Annotated in this window: 1 protein-coding gene; it reads left to right on the top strand. The window is 59.5% G+C overall.

The window, feature by feature from the left end:
• Nucleotides 1–12: 12 nt before the first annotated feature.
• Nucleotides 13–420, top strand: a 408-nt coding sequence (locus L6758_RS10940) for an ABC transporter substrate-binding protein (protein WP_237218656.1), incomplete at its 3' end; no start/stop codon positions are given.

Here is a 420-nt window from a genome sequence, read left to right as displayed (position 1 = left end):
ATCATGAAATACATGAACGCCAAGAAGGTGCCGCAGCTGTTCGTCGCCTCCGGCGGCACCAAGTTCGGCGATCCCAAGAACTTCCCGTGGACCATGGGCTTTCAGCCGAACTACCAGAGCGAGGGGCGGATCTACGCGAAATACATCCGTGACAAGTTTCCGAATAGCAAGATCGCTGTGCTCTGGCAAAATGACGACGCGGGCAAGGACCAGTTCAAGGGCCTGAAGGACGGTCTCGGCGACAAGGCCGGCATGATCATCGCCGACAAGTCCTACGAGGTCAGCGATCCCTCGATCGACTCGCAGATCGTCGCCCTGCACGATTCCGGCGCGGACATCTTCTTCTCGTGGGCCGCGCCAAAGGGTTCGGCGCAGGCGATCAGGAAGGTCGGCGAGCTCGGCTGGAAGCCGAAATTCTTC

Source organism: Rothia nasimurium (assembly GCF_928382285.1).
Taxonomy (GTDB): Bacteria; Actinomycetota; Actinomycetes; order Actinomycetales; family Micrococcaceae; genus Rothia; species Rothia nasimurium_E.
Note: the sequence above shows the minus strand (reverse complement) of the source record. Positions and strands in the feature narration are given on the sequence as shown.